We start from the raw sequence: 467 nt of genomic DNA, 5'->3' as shown, positions 1-467 counted from the left end.
GCTTGCAGCAGAGGCGAAGCCTTGTCGTAGACCTTGGTGATCACGACTGGCTTGTGCACGCGCTGACCGGTTGGCTGACCGGATTGCGGGTCACGCGGGATGATCACGTCGTGGGTGAAAGCCTGAACCATGACCTGGTCTTCGTGGCCTTCCTGGTAGGTGTTGCCAACGGAGTCGGCAGTGAAGGCGCCGGCAGTGATCAGGCCTTGTTTTTCGCCGGTAACCGACATGTACGCGGGTGTTGCCATGGGGTGTGCTCCTTGCTCGATAGACAGGACCGGACGGCGTGATTGCCTGTCCAGGCGGCAAAGGAGGAATCAAAAGTCATGCCAGCCATCACATGGCCATTACCCATCAAGGGCTTACGAATCTCGCGTGAGAATTTTCCATCCTTTGCTGTAGGAAACAGCGAAAAAGTGCGCAAGAAGTTGCGCAGTACTGTGCAACTTCTTGCGCACTTGGCTGGA

At 56.7% G+C, this 467-nt stretch carries 1 protein-coding gene; it reads right to left on the bottom strand.

What is annotated here, in order from left to right; translation table 11 throughout:
* Positions 1-248 (bottom strand): type VI secretion system tube protein TssD (tssD, locus tag M5B44_RS28810; RefSeq protein ID WP_122605470.1); only part of this gene is annotated, 248 nt, incomplete at its 3' end.
* Between the last annotated feature and the right edge of the window lie 219 nt (positions 249-467).

Source organism: Pseudomonas sp. MWU12-2029, from assembly GCF_023242425.1.
Lineage (GTDB): Bacteria > Pseudomonadota > Gammaproteobacteria > Pseudomonadales > Pseudomonadaceae > Aquipseudomonas > Aquipseudomonas kribbensis.
The sequence above is the reverse complement of the archived record's forward strand: the minus strand, read 5'-3'. Positions and strand labels throughout refer to the sequence as shown.